The following is a 14,612-nucleotide window of genomic DNA, read 5'->3' on the forward strand; positions in this document are numbered from 1 at the left end:
TCCGGCAAACGCAGCGATAGCGGGTTGGGTGAATGTTATCAGCATGGGTAATGGCCTGGCGGGGACCGCGGGCTGGAACGCCGCAGGTGGTGCGCTGGGTAACTGGATTGATGACAAAGATCCACTATCTGGTGCGCATATCAATGGTGCTGGATCTGGTATCGGCTATGGCATTGGTAAAGGGCTCTCATGGGGAGTTAATGCCGGGGCAAACGGGTGGAAAGGTGGCTGGGATCCGAAATTCAATCCAACGCTTCAAAAATATACTGAAATTAAAGGCGATTTTGGTATTTCAAAAGAAATGAAGCCAAGCAATATCCCAAGTTCTTTTGGTGACTTAGGTGGTTCCGTTTTCTCTGAAGTAACTGGTAAGGAGATCGAAAAAATTTCATCTCCGAGCAGTAATGGAGATAAAAAATGATCAATATTCTTTTCGCTTTATTTTCAATTTTGGCGGGGGTTTTTTTAGCTGAAATTGCATATATTTTATTACTTATCATTGAATACGTGATCCTTGGCAGTTTTAACTTTGAGCTAACATCGGCATGGCACTACCTGAAAGTTGGGGCAGGAGGAGGTGGTATAATGGGAGTCGGTATTGCTCTGCTTCGATATTTTGGGGTTAAAGGTTTTTAATATTTATTGTTGAGAATAACTCTCTCGCCGATATCGCACAGGCACAGGCACCGGCTGAAGGTAAAATTGTTGAGCAGAAGGCCGGAGAGTACGTTGAGACCGAAAACGAACGCTGTAAGAAGGCCAACTGCGGCGGCATGAGCGCAGAAGCCTGCTCGGTGAAGATGTACAACGAGCGGCGTGAAGCGCTGAAAGATATGGCGTCAGCGGGTGCAGAGTTTGGCAGCGACTTTATACCTGTTTATGGCGACATCAAGAGCTTTGCGGAAGCGCAGTCGGCTCTTGATTATCTTGCGGCTGCAATCGGTATCATCCCCGGCGCGGGAGATGCGGCAGGGAAGGTCATCAAGGCCGCAGAAACGGCGCTGAAGAAAGAGGATGTTGCTGAAGCGTCGAAGCTGATTAATAGAGCCAGCGATGAAGTTTATGCAACACTTCCTATTGGAAGTAAGCGTAATCCAATGTATCAACCGAGTAATCCATCTTATCAGCCCATCAGAAATCAGTCTGGTACGTTTAGCAATAGAAAATATTCTGAGCATGCCTTAGACAGAATGCAAGATCGAGGAATGACGCCTTCTGTAGTGGAGAATGCAATTGAAATGGAACGTCAACGCCCAGTCGAGGCGGAACAACAGTTCATGTTGACCCTGGAAGTAAAGTATCTGTAGTAACGAATGAATCTGGAAAAGTGGTGGCGGTTAAATATGGCGATAAATAAGAAGGAAGCTATTTGTAGTTATGCTCTCCGTTCGTTAAATGATGTCACTGATTTTGCAAGGTTCGTCAATTATGCTGAAGATTTGGATCATTTAAACGAGTTGTTTGAGGATGAACACAATTGAGACAATTATCAGCGAATATGGTTTGAGTTGGAAATTAAACCGCCTCGTGCTGCTGGGGAGTTACCAAAAATTATTCATGCTCGTTACTTAGGATTCCAATTGCCTGGAAAAGTATGGAAAACTTCTGGGCTAACGCTTTGAAAGATGGTGAAAACGTTGAAGTGAATATCCAGGCATTTTACTCTGGAAATAACATCAGACCTGATAGGGTGATAGTTAAACATTCAATCGATGGCGGTAGGCCCGTGAATATTGACTTTAAAAACTTTCCAGGAGGGAAATAATGCTACAGACTGATTTCGAGCAAAAAATAGGGCAAATTCTTTATGATTGCGGTCCTCCCAACGCTCAAAAAATAATTACCAGAGCTGAAGTTTTCTCTGAAAGCGATGGTGGTAAATATGAGTTCGATTACTTTGACGAGAATGGTGACCTGGATTGGTTCGATCCTGATGGACGGGCTGTTGCAGATTTAACCGATATCCTGGTTGCGTATAAGACCTTTTTTTAGAAAACAATATGACCAATGGGAAACCAATTTGGTCAAAATGTGAAATAACCGTTGATATACCGGAAGAGAAAATAAACATCAGCTTCCAGTACGACGACTGATAAGAAATCCCAGCCTTTGTGGCTGGGGTTTTATCTTAAAGATCAGCCAGTTATCCTTCAGTCGCCAGCCGGATGATCAATTTTCCCGGCCCGGTGATCACCTCGATCTTCTGCCCGGTCGTAAAGCCCAGCGCTTCCAGCTAACGGCCCTTGATGGTGAGCGCGGGCCGCCAGGTGACAATGGTCAGCGGCCTCGACACCACGCTCCGGGGCGCGCAGGTCAGCGGGGAGCGGGTGAAGGCAGAGGTGGCGCGCAACCTGACGCTGGCGAGCGAACAGGACAGCGACCGCTACGACCCGAAGCAGCAGAGCGCCAGCGCGGGCGGTAGCTTCACGTCAGGCTCGATGAACGGGTCGGCAAACGTGAACCTGAGCCGGGACAAAATGCATAGCAACAGCGCCGATAAAGTCAATGGCGCTGGCAGGCTGGAAAACCGGCTCTTAATTCTGCACACAGATGCTATGATATTCACCCAGCTTCAGCCAGTCCGGCACAGAGCGTATAAACAGGGAATAACGCGTCATGGAAAGTAAAAATCTGATTGATATTGCAGAGGCATTTCCGCAGCTGGTCATCGATCTGAAATATGCCACCGCTGACAACATTACGGGTCGGCCGATCTATTGCGACCCGCGCTGTCTGCTACACACTGATGCGGCTGACGCGCTCGAAAAAAGTATCAGCATTGCAAAGGTGGCAGGCTACAGGCTGCTGGTCCTGGACGCTTACCGGCCACCGTCCGCCCAGGCCGTTCTCTGGGAAGCCTGCCCGGACCCGGCCTATGTCGTGCCACTGTCACGTGGATCAAATCACAGCCGGGGTACGGCAATCGACGTGACGCTGATTGATGAGTATGGCGCGATCGTGGATATGGGGACCGGATTTGATGAGATGAGTGATCACTCTCACCCTTATCATCCTGCCGTCGCGGTTCAGGCACAGCGCAACCGGCTGATGCTGAATGCCATTATGCTGGGAGGCGGCTTTACAGGCATTGCAACAGAATGGTGGCATTTTGAATTGCCCGGCGCAGAAAGCTATCCGCTGATCGATGGCGTTTTTGGCTGCTATTCCTCATCGCAGGCGGAAAATATCAGCGTCTGAACGTCGGACGAAGCGCAATTATTCGATGTCAGAAACCGTTCAGGCTGGACTAATCAATAAAAGAGAATTTAAGCGGTTTCAGGTGGGCTTAAGAAAAATAAATGCGGAATGAATAAGCCGTGGCAGAGGCCACGGCTGTCAGATCAGGCAGACTGCCACTCGCTCTCAACATCCGCTTTGGCTTTAGAGAGGATGACTTTATTGTCGTCCACTTCTTTAACCCAGCTGAATGGAATAATGTGGTGTTTGCCGCCCGCTTCAGGATCGCTTTTTGCCAGTTTAATTTTGTCGTCGCCTTCGAAATGGTCAACAATCCCGACATGTTCGCCATTCACATCTACAACCTGAGCGTGATCTAAAATCTCTGATTTATCTACCATGGTGAATTAATCCTTATATTTGATGAGTGCTGTATTTCTCAGACAGAACAAGTCTGGTTGTTAAATGCGGTTTTCGCCAGGTGGTTAACAAAATGAAATATTTGTGTGGGCCGGACCTGATTGTCCTGGATTTATTTCTTTCAGAAAGAACAGTGAAAAGTCAGCAACATCTGAAACAGGTAGTTTTCCTGCGACATCACACTCTGGTACAAGAGTCTCACCTGCGTCAGCAGGGTGCTGTCATGCCTTCTGCGCAATTAACACTATGATCATCAGGTCAGTCGTTTCGTGGCAGTGCTGTCTGACTCTGCGCCGGGCTGACTCATTTAACGGAGAGTGACTAATGACAGTCAGTTCAATCATTTCTGAAGGCGGTGTCTGGATTAATCAGCCACCCGTTCACCGTCTGGATGGTGAAGTCCTGCAGTTTGAAACGGCGCTGAACAGCGATTTCTGGCAGCGCACCTGGTACGGTTTCGAACGGCACAGCGGCCACGCCTTTGGCTTTTGGGTCGAAAGCGATTTTACCGTTCAGGTCCGGGTGCAAGCGGATTTCAGCCAGCTCTACGATCAGGCAGGTCTGTTTATTCAGGACGATGAGACGCACTGGGTGAAAGCGGGCATTGAGTTTAACGATGAGCAGCCAGCCATCGGCTGTGTCGTGACACGTGACGACTCCGACTGGTCTACCGGCGTGTTTCCCGGCGATGCCCGCCAGTTCTGGCTGCGCGCGACGCTGGTCAATGCGGCACTGAGAATTCAGTACTCCACGGATGGCGTGATCTGGCCACTGCTGCGACTCTGTTCATGGCCTGGTGGGGCACGACGTTTTGTCGGCGTGATGGGCTGCTCGCCTGAGCGCGAGGGACTGGCGATTCGCTTCAGCGATTTCACGCTGGGCCCGCCGCTCGGCAAAGCGTTACACGACCTGTCATAAGGTGGGCCGCTGATCGCCCGTCTGGCAGCAAATGCTTACGGTTTTTCTCCGGTTTCCGGCCCGCGATTGGCTAAGCTCCATAGAGTCACAGAACGGGAATGCAGATGATGATCGTGAGCAGCAGGGTATATCGTCCGGGATGCGCGGGCGAAGAGGTCGGAGTAGACGATATCAGCGAAGTGATCAAAGAGCCGGAGGCGTTTGTCTGGCTCGGACTATGGCAACCCGACGCTGAGTTTATGGCGAAGATAAAAGAGGAGTTCGGCCTGCATGAACTGGCGGTTGAGGACGCGCTGAATGCCCATCAGCGGCCCAAAATCGAACAATATGGCGAGTCTCTGTTTATCGTGGTTAAGACGGTGTGTGCCAGAGATGACAACTGTGCGCTGGGCGAAACCCATTTCTTCGTTGGAAAAAACTTTCTGATTACTATCCGTCACGGCGCTTCTGAAAGTTATACGCCGGTACGGAAACAGGCCGCTGAAAATCCGGCGCTGCTGAAATATGGCCCTGCCTGGCCGCTCTACTGTCTGCTTGATTTTATCGTTGATCGTTATGCCGAGCTTTCCACCTCGCTGAATGAGCGCGTCGGACAGATGGAGAATGAGCTCTTTACCAGCGAATTCGACCGCCAGTCGGTGCAGCAGGTCTATACCATGCGCCGTCATCTGCTGACGCTGCGCAATGCTGCGCAGCCGCTGGAGGAGATCTGTAATCAGCTGATTCACCTGCATGAAAATCTGATTCCGCGTCCGCTGCGCGCCTATATCCGCGACGTGCAGGATCACGCCCGTCATGTGGTGACGGATGCTGAGGATATGCGTGAGATGCTGACCAGCGCCATGCAGGTCAATCTGGCGCTGGTGACGGTGCAGCAGAATGAGGTGGTCAAAAAGCTGGCAGGCTGGGGTGCTATTCTGGTGATCCCGACAGTCGTGTTCAGTATGTATGGCATGAACTTTGAGCACATGCCGGAACTGAAGTCGCTGTATGGCTATCCGCTGGCGGTGGGACTAACGCTGGTGGCCTGTGGCGGACTCTGGGCCAGGCTGCGTCGCGCCGGCTGGCTGTAAGCAAATCGATATATTCCCGCGAGGCTGAGTTTATTTCCCGCCTCGTTTAAGCATGTTTTACGTATTTAAGCGCAGCGGTTATGGCCAGAAAAATAATTATATCTTCTGCCGGACTATGCTGCGTTCTTCAAATAATGATTCGGATGAGTTGTTATTTCCGCTTTCGCTTTGCTGGCTCTTTGATTATTTGTTCGCTGCGATGACTGGGTTGCTTTATTCAGAAAATCATCGCGGGCGAATTAATCAGGATGCTGAAACTCTGCACGTGCATCAGACCTCTCTTTTCTGTGGCAGGCGATCTTCGGATAGCTGACGGCTGCGTCCCTGGCTGGACCGCATTATGGTCGGGGGTTCTGCGCTGGCGACCTTTATTCAGGGCTGGTGCGGTGGGATAGTGATCGGCGCACAACCGCAGAGTGGTCTGCCGGATGGACTGAGTATGATTCCGCTGATCAGCGGTGTGGGCCCGGTGGCCATCAATTTACTGCCTGACTGGCTGGCGTATGAGCGGTTTGGCCGCGCCGAAAGCAATATGGATATGCGTATTCGCTATCACGCACCTGTGGGTGACCATTTTTTTACTGTTACGCCTGGTGGCGGAGCACTGGAGAAGCTGGAAATCCAGATGCTGCAGCCGCAGCCGCAGCCGCAGGTCGCAGAGACGATTGGCAGCGATCTGCGGCTGACGTTTTCTGTCACCGACACCGGACCGGATCACGCGATCTGGATCGGGTTACAGCCACGCAGTGCGGGCCGCATTCACGTAGCGATTCATGGCAGCAACGCATCGCAGGTTCGTTTTACACAATGGATCTATCCCTGACCGGGGCACGTTACAGTATTACGGGCAGCAGCCATCTATCTGGTGCTGATGGTCGTGTTCAACATTGCGGGCAGACGTACGCTACTGCAGATGACCTCATTTGACCTGATCCTGCTGCTCATCATCAGTGAAGCGTCCCGGCAGGCGCTGCTGGGCGACGATTTCTCCGTCACCGGCGCGACGCTGACCATCCTCACGCTGGTGACGATCGACATTGTGTCAGGCAAAGTAAAAAATCGTTTTCCGGTGGTTGAGCAGATGCCTGATGGCGGCCCGGTAATTCTGGTGGAGCATGGCAATATGCTGACCGACCGCATGAAGATGACAGGTGTCAGTGCAGACGATGTGCTGGAAGCGGCGCGCTCTGGTCCGGGGCTGGAGCGGTTCGACCAGATTAAATATGCGGTGCTGGAGGTCAACGGTCATATCCCGAGTATTCCCGGCCCGGATGCGTAGCCGCGACTGCAGAACCCTGTCCCGGATTGCCATCTTCTGCGATCGCTTCGCGGCGGAGTAAGTTTTCCTGGTGATTCTGCGAATGTGCGCCAGGATTAAAACACCACCCACGCATCGTTATCTGAGCTGGCCTGACACTCAATCAGGGTTATGCTTCATAGTCAGGTTAATGTGAATGAATTTAATCGTTTTATCTTTTATCCCGTCACCGGCTGGCACATCGGGCCTCTGAACAATCATCAGGCGCTGGTACTGAAGTTTGGCTATGTCGATCCAGACGCACCAGATGTGCAGTCGCAGCAGGAGTCACGCTTTTTTGGCCTGACTCTTGAGATGGCCAGAGCACTGGTCAGCCATCTCTCTGAACAGATTGCCTCTGCAGAAAATGACACCCATCACGACACCAGGCAATAACGGCCGGGGCAGAACGTCCGATGCCTCACCGCCATGCGAACGTGCGCTCTGTGCCCTGTGTGCGGCGCGGCATCGTTGAGTCTGCTGCTTCAGCGGGCTTTAATCATTATGTTCTACACCGTTCCGCCGTTGCCGCAGACGGAGGCTGTTCAGTGTCTGCCGAACCGATGCCGCACCTTCTCCGTGGACGCAGCACATTTTTGGGCCATGCTGCTGTCCGGACCGGTTAACGAAAAGGCAAATGGGGCAGGGAGTACGGTGCTGAAGGTCCGCCCTCCTGTTACCTGACCTCGACAGCTCCCCCCGTCGTCTACACTGCTAAAAGAGTAATCCACGTTAAGGCGACGCGATGACAGAACACGAATTCAGAAATTTATTAGCTGAACAGGGCTTTGACCCGCCGCGGCTGGTGGAGCGCGCAGCCTCAACCACGCTGGACAATCACGTTCATCCCTTTGAAGCGCTGGCGCTGATTCTGAGTGGCGATATCACCATCAGCACTGAACAGGGTGAGAGCACCTATCATCCGGGTGAGACTTTTCACCTGCAGCCAAACGAGCTGCACCGTGAGGCGTTTGGCCCGCAGGGTGTACGCTATCTGGCAGGCCGTAAATATGAGTAACTGGCTTTCAGCATGAGAGATGTCGATGACCTTTTTACCCGACTGGCGCGTTCGCCGTTTCGCCAGCGTTTTCGTCTGGGACGGACTGAATTTGACTATGCGTCCGGCAAAGATGAGGCAGCCTTACGCCAGCATGCTGCCGAATTTGTGGCCCAGCGCCTGGCGCCTGCTGAACCGGAAAACGATGGCAGGCAGACGCCGATGCGCGGTCACCCGGTGTTTATCGCACAGCACGCGACGGCGACCTGCTGTCGCGGCTGTCTGAGTAAATGGCACCACATTGACCAGCATCAGCCGCTCAGCGCGGAACAGCAGGCTTATGTGGTCGCGGTATTGCTGCAGTGGATTCATCAGCAGCTACAGCAACCGGCGCCGCGCGCGCGCGTCAGTCGCACCAAACCGAAGCGGGACGACGATGCGCAGCTCACCCTGTGGTGATGGACAAAAAAGCTACAGTCAGCGGCTTTTTCTGGTGAAAACTGGCCCTTTTTCATTCCTGGTTTATTCTTAAATCTTTCCTGGAAACGCTATGCCAGGATTAAAACCTACACGGCAACCACGGCAACGATGAATACAGAGGGAATTATGAAGAAATCAATTATTGCACTGTCTGCTATTTTACTGGCTTCACCGGTTTTTGCTGCGACCACCACAGACAACACCGTTGCGGAAGCACATAAAGGTGCAGATACCGCAAAAGAAAAACTCCACAAGGCGCAGCATGAAGGCCAGGAGATGAAGCTGAAATCTGAGCACGCCGCTGAGGGCAAAAGCCACACGACCGGAAGCAAAATCACCGAAGGCGCTCAGAAAGGCTGGAACAAAACCAAAGAAGGCACTGAGAAAGGCTGGGATAAAACCAAGCAGGGTGCTGAAGATCTGAAAAACAAAGCGACCAACTAATTCGCGACCGTTTCAGGTAAAAAAAACCCACCAAATGGTGGGTTTTTTTATGGCCGAGGCGGATCAGGCTTTGTTTTCCGCCGCCTTTCTCTCCGCCGCTTCTCTTTCGGCTGCCGCGAGCGCAGAGACTTTGATTTCTGCCTCAGCGGCGGCTTCTGCCGCAGCGGACGCCGCTTCAGCCGCCGCTTCTGCGGCCGTTTCAGACTGCTTCTTGCCTTCTTCGATCACTTCTTCGTCGATGACTTCAATGTTTTCGCGGTTATCGCGACCGGAAAGCAGATTCCAGCAGGCGATGAACAGGGCCGCAATGACCGGACCAATCACAAAACCGTTGATGCCGTAGATCTCCATGCCGCCCAGGGTGGCGATCAGGATCATATAGTCAGGCATTTTCGTGTCTTTGCCGACCAGCAGCGGACGCAGAATGTTATCGACCAGGCCCACAATCACCACAAAGAAACCGACCAGGAACAGCCCTTTCCAGACGGCACCGGTGGCGAAGAAGAAGATCGCCGCAGGCACCCAGATAATGGCTGAACCGACTGCCGGAATCAGTGAGAGGAACGCCATCAGGGCACCCCACAGCAGACTGCCGTCAATGCCGGTGAACCAGAAGGCCAGCCCGCCGAGAATCCCCTGAACAATACCGACTACGACTGTGCCTTTCACTGTCGCACGGGCAACAGCGGCAAACTTCACCAGCAGGTGGTGTTTGACGTAGGTCGAAAGCGGCAGCGCTTCCAGAATCAGATGCACCAGATAAGAGCCATCTTTCAGCAGGAAGAACAGCAGATACAGCATTACGCCAAAGCCGATAGTAAAGCTGAAGGTCCCTTTACCAATGACAAAGGCGCTGCCCGCGACATACTGACCGCCTTTCAGGGCAAACGAGGAGAGCTTCTGCTGAATCTCTGCGGCACTATCCAGATTATTCTCAGCCAGATAATGTTTCGCCCAGCGAGGCAGGTGCTGCAGCAGATCGGCGAAGACCGCCGGGAACTGGGCGGAGTTGGTCTGAAGCTTGTGATAGACCGCGTTGGTTTCAACCACCAGCGACGAGGCGATAATCGCCAGCGGCGTAAACACGATCAGGCAGATACAGAGCAGCGTGATCAGCGCGGCCAGGCCATTACGATCGCCCATGCGGGTCCGCAGGATCGTTTTCAGCGGATGGAAAATGACCGCCAGAATCGCCGCCCACAGGATCGGCGAGAAATAGGGCGAAAGCACATCAAAGAAAGCGACGGTGGCGATCGCCAGAATCAAAAGGAAAAACCCGATGTTCAATCCTTTAAAACGCATTGAAAAACCTCATCTGAAACATGCTCTGGTAAACCTGATGCGCGACTGGTCACTGTCTGACCGGGCTTACGCCACGGCCTCATCACGGATTGGCGTCCAGGCTTAACCGTAAACACGCAGCCAGTGGCAGCGTCGTGCTGACTAACAGGTTGAAATAACAAGCAGAAAGCGTGAACGCAACGTGCGCGTTCGCTGCATGACGCCCGGCGGGTAACAGGCCGCAGCAGACGGCCGCGCGCTGAATCCTACATTAGCGTAGCGGTTTCGACCATTATTGGTAGTTCAGAGCCTCATGATCTCGGTGGGTGCTGCCGATAATCCGGTTAATCGGACAAAAAACAGGCAACTAAACATGAACACACCACGAGTCATCCTGCTGCTGGCGCTGGTCGTCACCGGCTGTGCGACTAAGCACTATCCGCAGTCGGCGGCGGTCACGCCGGAGGAGTCCGCGATGCTGAATTGCAGCGCGCTGGATCAGGAGCTGGCGAGAGCACACAGCGTACAGCGTGATATTGAGCAGACCGGTCAGTTTGATGCGCTGACCGTGCTCGGCTTTGTCGGTGATTTCGGGCTGGGCAATGGTATCGCGAAATACAGTGCCAGCCAGAAAGCAGAGCGGCGGCTGACCCAGCTGCAGTCGCTGAAAGCCGCAAAATGCAGCCAGCGGCTTTCATAGCAGACTGCGCCAGGTCAGCCTGGCATCTGTTTGCTGAGATGCTGTTGCCGGACGTTCTCTGCGGCGCGTTTGCCGGCCAGGAAAGCGTGGTCGGAATTGTAGTATTCCCATTCACTGTAGCGGCCTGACAGATGAATATCCTTTGTCAGGAGCCACTGGCGAATCAGCGCGACGTTATCGCTGCGCGCATGGTCGTAAACCACGTAAGCGTAGGGCATATCAACCTCGGAAGCACAGAGCACGGGATCTTCAGCAGTAATCATGCCGACCCGGATGCAATCCTGACGGCAGCGCTCGATCAGGGCATCGCCTGTCACTGGCAGCGGATGGGCGGCGTTGTAGGTAATTTCACAGGTTAAACCAAAACCACCCGGGGGATTGCAGTGCGGGCTGGCATTGCCCTGCACAAAAATGCGATGAAAGATCGTATCGCCAGGATAGTAAATCCAGTGTTTTTCCGTCAGGTCTGCGCGGCCAATCCCCAGATTTACGCAGCGCACGGAGACAAACTGAAGCTGCTGTGCTGCCTGTTGCACATTTTCCGGCACCTCATCGCCCATCCGTTTAATCAGCTCCGGGAGCGGCATGGTGCTGATCAGCTGTTCATAGCGATAGTGTCGTCCATCCGCCAGCAGCGCAACATGCGCCTGGGGATAGAGACGGGTCAGGCTGGCATCCGTTTCCAGCGTACATTTCAGATGGGGTAAAAAGCCGGACATCAGGGCCTGAAAGCCGCCGCGGAGCGGATAGCCAAAACGCGCGTTCGGGCCCACGGGTTTCGCCAGCGGTTGCAGCGCCCCGTCAATGATTTGCGCCAGGTCAGGCAGGGGAACGCGTCCGCCCAGCCATGACGTTTCCATGTTAGTCAGCGGCACTTTCCACAGTTTCTGGTTGTAGGGCAGGGCGAAGTGACGCGCGATGCCTTTGCCCCAGGTACGCATAATAAAGTGCTGGAAATCTTCATCGTCAGCCACCTCGCCCGTGCTGCTGCCCTCATCGGGAATCGCGCCATCAGCGCAACAATCCCGCCGCGTCCGGGTCCGGTCCAGCGGTGTAGCGATGGACGTTGTTTCACCGTAACGCGCCTCAATAGCGCCCAGCACGCACTCTTTGACGACCCCGAGGGGCAAGCCATGCAGGGCGGACTGGAAAGGGTAACGGGTATAGATACCGTCGCTATAAACCCAGGCTTCACGATCCTGCCAGTGCAGGTTATCGCCCAGCAGCATCTCATAAAGCGCCAGTACATACGGGTCCTGCGAGAACATGATGTGACCGGCATAATCGAAAGTGAATCCCCGATCGTCAATGGATCGGCACCAGCCGCCGGGGGTGCCATTTTTCTCCAGCAGCACTGCGCCTTCGCCATAGTGATAACCGGCACTCAGTCCGGTGGGCCCCGCGCCAACAATCAGACAGGGCACCGCTTTACTTTCCAGCATGGCGGGCGTCAGCAGCGTAACGTTCGCCTGCTGCTCTGCCAGCTCCGATGCATCGGCAACTGGCTGACGCTGCGTCAGCGCCTGCTGAATCAGCGTATGGATCTGCTCTGCGGTGCGATCCCACGAGGTGGCATCCACCTTCTCCTGCATCCGGCCTGCCAGTGCCAGCCGTTCTGCAGCGCTCATCGCCATCGCCTGTTCACAGGCGGTGATAAAGTCAGCGTGAGTTTCCGCCACCGCCACCTCCTCTGCATAGTGGCGTGCCACATCGACAATGGCGGTACTGACAATCGGCAGTTGCGCCGCCATATATTCCAGCACCTTGGTGGGCGAGATATAGCGGGTCGAGGCATTAATGGCAAATGGCATCAGGCAGACATCCCAGCCCGCCAGAAACTGCGGCAGTGCCTGGTAGGATTGCTGGCCGAGCCAGTGGATATTATCGCGCTGTGGCAGACTGGCGGGATCGATTTTCACTACCGGTCCGACCATCACAATCTGCCATTCCGGATGGCTGTCTGCCAGCGCTGCAATCAGCGACAGGTCGATACGCTCATCCAGCACACCGTAATACCCCAGACGCTGTGCCGGAATCGCATCCTGCAGCGGATGATGGTTACTGCGATCGCGTGCCTGCTCAAAATGGACAGCATCTACGCTGCTGGGGAAGCAGTAAACCTGCGGATGTTTATCGCGTTTAGCTTCATAGAGACTGGTGCCGCCAGTAAAGACCAGGCTGGCGCGTGTCATCAGCGCCGATTCACGCTGCTGGAGCTGACGGGGCGCATTCCGGAAGGCGGAAAGCTCATCCATACAGTCATAAATCACCAGTGCCGGATCAAACGGCGTGAGCAGCGGCAGCGCCATTGGCGTATAGAACCAGATTAACGGCTGTTCATCTTCCTCCATCAGTGGCGTCAGCAGCAGCAGAAGCGGGGCTATCTGGCTGTCATGAAAACCCGGTGCGTCACTGTCCGTATGCGGCTGGATCACCGTGATATTGGCAGCAGGTGAACTCTGATGCAGGCCCGGTGGCCCCGCCTGCCAGACCGGCTCTTCGATAAATATCACGCGGTAGTGCTGCGCCAGGCGTGTCAGTAACTGCTGCGGCCGCTGGAAAACAAATCCCCAGCGCAAATGGCTGAATACAAGCAGAACAGGTGGCTTCATGGTGTGCTCCTGACGTTGAGGGTGTTGGGCGTGGATATGCTGTAAAAAGCGTTGCGACTGACGGAGTGCCTCAGCATAGGGCTGCTGCAACTGGCGGGCATAAGGATCGGGCCCCAGCCGATCGAGATCCCATAACCCGCTGCGGGTCCAGAAGGTCGTGTCTTCCCATAACGGGCGATCGAGTATCGGATAGAGGCAGATGCCGAGAAGCTCAACGCCTGCCAGCTGGGCCTGCGCAACCTCTGCTGCGATGTCATTAATCCAGGCACCGCGCCCGCTGCCGACGTGGCTCGTTTCTGCCAGCAGCAGCGGGCGCTGGTAACGCTGCCAGACCTGCTGCAGCATCAGATGCAGCGGCTGGCGGCGAGCGTCGCCCAGATGCCAGTAGAGCCGCCGGTTTGAGCCCTGCTCCCACTGGTTGTCGTGGTAGTAATTAACGCCGACCAGGTCGAGATAGCGGGGGGCACCGCCCAGTTCCGGATTGCGTCGGCCGCTCAGCATGTCCCACGCCTGATACTGGGTATTGCACAGCGCGCGCGCCACATCGGATCCGACAGGATCGGCGGGATCGGGTGCAATATGAATCAGCGGGTCGCAGTGCAGCAGACGCGCACGCGGATCCGCCAGCCAGATCGCATCACAGGCGGCCAGCGTTGCGCGTATCAGCTGCTGTTTAGCGGCATCCGCCGGATTCGTCTCCGGAACGTCGTCACAGGCGAACAGTCCGACCGAGATACCCCAGCTGACAAACGAGATCTCATTCATCGGCGAATAGACCGGTGGCTGTCGATACAAGGGGGCCAGAAAGCGGGCCAGTGCGCCGCAGAACGCGGCAAAACGGCTGACAAAATCGCGATCAAACAGGCTGAGGCCCGTGGGCCAGCCGTAGTGGCAGATCGTCCAGCTCAGCTGTATGCCCTGCTGCTCTGCGGCCTGCATGCGGGCGGCGACGGAGGAGAAATCGTAATTGCCGTCGCGCTCACACAACCGCCAGCCCACGCTTTCGCGCACAGTGCGAAGTGAAAAGGGAGCCAGTGCGGCATAGTCCTCTGCTGCTCGCGCCTGATGCTGATTCAGTTCGTTCATGGAAAGCGCAAGACCCGCGGGATTGATGTGATCGGCGCCTTCGTAACCGGCCTGCCAGAAACTGGAAAAGGGCGTCATGGCATCTCCCGAAAAAAGCCAACAGGATCCCCGCTGACAAGCCGTTGCA

General features: G+C 54.6%; 19 protein-coding genes and 2 pseudogenes. 17 read left to right on the top strand and 4 right to left on the bottom strand.

Going from position 1 to position 14,612, the window contains the following annotated elements:
• The first annotated feature begins 43 nt into the window (after positions 1-43).
• From ACLHDD_RS02405 to ACLHDD_RS02425, 5 genes are all read left to right on the top strand, one after another.
• Complete coding sequence (locus ACLHDD_RS02405; protein WP_427102787.1) at positions 44-421, top strand: adhesin; 378 nt, start codon at positions 44-46, stop codon at positions 419-421.
• Positions 418-636, top strand: coding sequence for a hypothetical protein (locus tag ACLHDD_RS02410; RefSeq protein ID WP_427102788.1), 219 nt, complete (start codon positions 418-420; stop codon positions 634-636). Before ACLHDD_RS02405 ends, ACLHDD_RS02410 begins: the two co-directional genes overlap by 4 nt.
• Before the next feature lie 137 nt (positions 637-773).
• A complete protein-coding gene (locus tag ACLHDD_RS02415; RefSeq protein ID WP_427102789.1) occupies positions 774-1,307 on the top strand; it encodes a DUF4258 domain-containing protein in 534 nt (177 codons plus the stop codon).
• A 287-nt stretch (positions 1,308-1,594) separates the two neighbouring features.
• A complete protein-coding gene (locus tag ACLHDD_RS02420; RefSeq protein WP_427102790.1) occupies positions 1,595-1,765 on the top strand; it encodes a DNA/RNA non-specific endonuclease in 171 nt (56 codons plus the stop codon).
• A complete protein-coding gene (locus ACLHDD_RS02425) occupies positions 1,765-1,992 on the top strand; it encodes a hypothetical protein (protein WP_427102791.1) in 228 nt (75 codons plus the stop codon). Before ACLHDD_RS02420 ends, ACLHDD_RS02425 begins: the two co-directional genes overlap by 1 nt.
• 151 nt (positions 1,993-2,143) lie before the next feature.
• On the opposite strand, the pseudogene ACLHDD_RS02430 reads toward ACLHDD_RS02425, so the two are convergent.
• Positions 2,144-2,260: pseudogene (locus tag ACLHDD_RS02430) on the bottom strand (SymE family type I addiction module toxin); the annotation flags it as partial.
• On the opposite strand from ACLHDD_RS02430, the pseudogene ACLHDD_RS02435 reads away from it, so the two are divergent.
• Both ACLHDD_RS02435 and ddpX read left to right on the top strand, forming a co-directional pair.
• A pseudogene (locus tag ACLHDD_RS02435) lies at positions 2,250-2,489 on the top strand (hemagglutinin repeat-containing protein); the annotation flags it as partial. The pseudogenes ACLHDD_RS02430 and ACLHDD_RS02435 sit on opposite strands and share 11 nt — an antisense overlap.
• 127 nt (positions 2,490-2,616) lie before the next feature.
• On the top strand, positions 2,617-3,198 hold the full coding sequence (ddpX, locus tag ACLHDD_RS02440) for a D-alanyl-D-alanine dipeptidase (protein ID WP_427102792.1): 582 nt from the start codon (positions 2,617-2,619) through the stop codon (positions 3,196-3,198).
• 143 nt (positions 3,199-3,341) lie between these two features.
• Here ddpX and ACLHDD_RS02445 read toward each other — a convergent pair whose 3' ends face one another.
• Positions 3,342-3,578, bottom strand: a complete 237-nt coding sequence (locus ACLHDD_RS02445; protein ID WP_003854080.1) for a DUF2171 domain-containing protein — start codon at positions 3,576-3,578, stop codon at positions 3,342-3,344.
• Positions 3,579-3,921: 343 nt separating this feature from the next.
• On the opposite strand from ACLHDD_RS02445, the gene ACLHDD_RS02450 reads away from it, so the two are divergent.
• The 8 genes from ACLHDD_RS02450 (at position 3,922) to ACLHDD_RS02485 (ending at position 8,806) form a co-directional block, all read left to right on the top strand.
• Positions 3,922-4,515: a DUF1349 domain-containing protein gene (locus ACLHDD_RS02450; RefSeq protein ID WP_427102793.1), complete on the top strand. Its 594-nt coding sequence runs from the start codon at positions 3,922-3,924 to the stop codon at positions 4,513-4,515.
• 107 nt (positions 4,516-4,622) lie between these two features.
• On the top strand, positions 4,623-5,588 hold the full coding sequence (locus ACLHDD_RS02455) for a magnesium and cobalt transport protein CorA (RefSeq protein WP_427105158.1): 966 nt from the start codon (positions 4,623-4,625) through the stop codon (positions 5,586-5,588).
• 340 nt (positions 5,589-5,928) lie between these two features.
• Complete coding sequence (locus ACLHDD_RS02460; protein WP_427102794.1) at positions 5,929-6,411, top strand: hypothetical protein; 483 nt, start codon at positions 5,929-5,931, stop codon at positions 6,409-6,411.
• Between the two features lie 48 nt (positions 6,412-6,459).
• Positions 6,460-6,867 carry a DUF421 domain-containing protein gene (locus tag ACLHDD_RS02465; RefSeq protein WP_427102795.1) on the top strand — a complete coding sequence of 136 codons (408 nt, stop codon included), beginning with the start codon at positions 6,460-6,462 and terminating at the stop codon, positions 6,865-6,867.
• A gap of 171 nt (positions 6,868-7,038) precedes the next feature.
• Positions 7,039-7,281: a hypothetical protein gene (locus ACLHDD_RS02470; RefSeq protein WP_427102796.1), complete on the top strand. Its 243-nt coding sequence runs from the start codon at positions 7,039-7,041 to the stop codon at positions 7,279-7,281.
• A gap of 349 nt (positions 7,282-7,630) precedes the next feature.
• Positions 7,631-7,903 carry a cupin domain-containing protein gene (locus tag ACLHDD_RS02475; RefSeq protein WP_427102797.1) on the top strand — a complete coding sequence of 91 codons (273 nt, stop codon included), beginning with the start codon at positions 7,631-7,633 and terminating at the stop codon, positions 7,901-7,903.
• A gap of 12 nt (positions 7,904-7,915) precedes the next feature.
• Positions 7,916-8,341, top strand: a complete 426-nt coding sequence (locus ACLHDD_RS02480) for a DUF4186 domain-containing protein (protein WP_427102798.1) — start codon at positions 7,916-7,918, stop codon at positions 8,339-8,341.
• Between the two features lie 147 nt (positions 8,342-8,488).
• The gene (locus ACLHDD_RS02485) at positions 8,489-8,806 is read left to right on the top strand and encodes a hypothetical protein (RefSeq protein WP_427102799.1); all 318 of its coding nucleotides are present in this window, start codon (positions 8,489-8,491) and stop codon (positions 8,804-8,806) included.
• A gap of 63 nt (positions 8,807-8,869) precedes the next feature.
• Here the strand turns inward: ACLHDD_RS02485 and ACLHDD_RS02490 are convergent, their stop codons facing one another.
• On the bottom strand, positions 8,870-10,108 hold the full coding sequence (locus ACLHDD_RS02490) for an AI-2E family transporter (RefSeq protein ID WP_427102800.1): 1,239 nt from the start codon (positions 10,106-10,108) through the stop codon (positions 8,870-8,872).
• Here ACLHDD_RS02490 and ACLHDD_RS02495 point away from each other — a divergent pair.
• The gene (locus tag ACLHDD_RS02495; RefSeq protein WP_427102801.1) at positions 10,086-10,214 is read left to right on the top strand and encodes a hypothetical protein; all 129 of its coding nucleotides are present in this window, start codon (positions 10,086-10,088) and stop codon (positions 10,212-10,214) included. The genes ACLHDD_RS02490 and ACLHDD_RS02495 overlap by 23 nt on opposite strands.
• Before the next feature lie 246 nt (positions 10,215-10,460).
• Positions 10,461-10,787 carry a hypothetical protein gene (locus tag ACLHDD_RS02500; protein ID WP_427102802.1) on the top strand — a complete coding sequence of 109 codons (327 nt, stop codon included), beginning with the start codon at positions 10,461-10,463 and terminating at the stop codon, positions 10,785-10,787.
• Between the two features lie 14 nt (positions 10,788-10,801).
• Here the strand turns inward: ACLHDD_RS02500 and ACLHDD_RS02505 are convergent, their stop codons facing one another.
• Positions 10,802-14,563, bottom strand: coding sequence for an NAD(P)-binding protein (locus ACLHDD_RS02505; RefSeq protein ID WP_427102803.1), 3,762 nt, complete (start codon positions 14,561-14,563; stop codon positions 10,802-10,804).
• Between the last annotated feature and the right edge of the window lie 49 nt (positions 14,564-14,612).

This window comes from Pantoea sp. NSTU24 (genome assembly GCF_050157905.1).
In the GTDB taxonomy this organism is placed as follows: domain Bacteria; phylum Pseudomonadota; class Gammaproteobacteria; order Enterobacterales; family Enterobacteriaceae; genus Pantoea.

Excerpts from the sequence above, each read along its gene's own strand:
- ACLHDD_RS02490 (WP_427102800.1), bottom strand. The coding sequence starts at position 10,108 with ATGCGTTTTAAAGGATTGAACATCGGGTTTTTCCTTTTGATTCTGGCG.
- ACLHDD_RS02455 (WP_427105158.1), top strand. The coding sequence starts at position 4,623 with ATGATCGTGAGCAGCAGGGTATATCGTCCGGGATGCGCGGGCGAAGAG.
- ACLHDD_RS02480 (WP_427102798.1), top strand. The coding sequence starts at position 7,916 with ATGAGAGATGTCGATGACCTTTTTACCCGACTGGCGCGTTCGCCGTTT.
- ACLHDD_RS02405 (WP_427102787.1), top strand. The coding sequence starts at position 44 with ATGGGTAATGGCCTGGCGGGGACCGCGGGCTGGAACGCCGCAGGTGGT.
- ACLHDD_RS02460 (WP_427102794.1), top strand. The coding sequence starts at position 5,929 with ATGGTCGGGGGTTCTGCGCTGGCGACCTTTATTCAGGGCTGGTGCGGT.
- ACLHDD_RS02420 (WP_427102790.1), top strand. The coding sequence starts at position 1,595 with ATGGAAAACTTCTGGGCTAACGCTTTGAAAGATGGTGAAAACGTTGAA.
- ACLHDD_RS02445 (WP_003854080.1), bottom strand. The coding sequence starts at position 3,578 with ATGGTAGATAAATCAGAGATTTTAGATCACGCTCAGGTTGTAGATGTG.
- ACLHDD_RS02475 (WP_427102797.1), top strand. The coding sequence starts at position 7,631 with ATGACAGAACACGAATTCAGAAATTTATTAGCTGAACAGGGCTTTGAC.
- ACLHDD_RS02485 (WP_427102799.1), top strand. The coding sequence starts at position 8,489 with ATGAAGAAATCAATTATTGCACTGTCTGCTATTTTACTGGCTTCACCG.
- ACLHDD_RS02410 (WP_427102788.1), top strand. The coding sequence starts at position 418 with ATGATCAATATTCTTTTCGCTTTATTTTCAATTTTGGCGGGGGTTTTT.
- ACLHDD_RS02425 (WP_427102791.1), top strand. The coding sequence starts at position 1,765 with ATGCTACAGACTGATTTCGAGCAAAAAATAGGGCAAATTCTTTATGAT.
- ACLHDD_RS02500 (WP_427102802.1), top strand. The coding sequence starts at position 10,461 with ATGAACACACCACGAGTCATCCTGCTGCTGGCGCTGGTCGTCACCGGC.
- ACLHDD_RS02465 (WP_427102795.1), top strand. The coding sequence starts at position 6,460 with ATGGTCGTGTTCAACATTGCGGGCAGACGTACGCTACTGCAGATGACC.
- ACLHDD_RS02495 (WP_427102801.1), top strand. The coding sequence starts at position 10,086 with ATGTTCAATCCTTTAAAACGCATTGAAAAACCTCATCTGAAACATGCT.
- ddpX (WP_427102792.1), top strand. The coding sequence starts at position 2,617 with ATGGAAAGTAAAAATCTGATTGATATTGCAGAGGCATTTCCGCAGCTG.
- ACLHDD_RS02505 (WP_427102803.1), bottom strand. The coding sequence starts at position 14,563 with ATGACGCCCTTTTCCAGTTTCTGGCAGGCCGGTTACGAAGGCGCCGAT.
- ACLHDD_RS02415 (WP_427102789.1), top strand. The coding sequence starts at position 774 with ATGAGCGCAGAAGCCTGCTCGGTGAAGATGTACAACGAGCGGCGTGAA.
- ACLHDD_RS02450 (WP_427102793.1), top strand. The coding sequence starts at position 3,922 with ATGACAGTCAGTTCAATCATTTCTGAAGGCGGTGTCTGGATTAATCAG.